Source organism: Streptomyces sp. 4F14 (assembly GCF_048159485.1).
In the GTDB taxonomy this organism is placed as follows: Bacteria; Actinomycetota; Actinomycetes; order Streptomycetales; family Streptomycetaceae; genus Streptomyces.
On sequence record NZ_JBLRVY010000421.1, the window covers coordinates 1 to 312 of the forward strand.

General features: G+C 65.1%; 1 protein-coding gene. It reads right to left on the reverse strand.

What is annotated here, in order from left to right; translation table 11 throughout:
• Positions 1 to 137 (reverse strand): GntR family transcriptional regulator (locus tag ACLZOT_RS51400; RefSeq protein ID WP_416976168.1); only part of this gene is annotated, 137 nt, incomplete at its 3' end.
• Positions 138 to 312: the final 175 nt, after the last annotated feature.

Sequence of the window (312 nt, forward strand, 5' to 3'; positions counted from 1 at the left end):
TGACGGACCGTGCCGCGTGAGACGCCGTAGTGGGCCGCGAGGTCGGTCTCGGCCGGCAGCAGGGAGCCGACCGTGTACTCCTCGCGGTCGATCGCCCGGCGCAGCTCGTCGGCGATCTCCTCGTGTCGCGCCGTCATGCTTCCCCTCTGAGTCGGTTGCTGTGCACAGCGTGACCAGCCTAATCGAGAGCGTCCAGTGATCCGCGTCGTGGGGAGTGTGCAGAAATTCGGGGCTGAGGCTTCCGCCAGTGTTAACCGACGTGTCACCATCGGCGGGCCTACTGGGGCCAACTTGTTCAGACAAGTTCGAGAT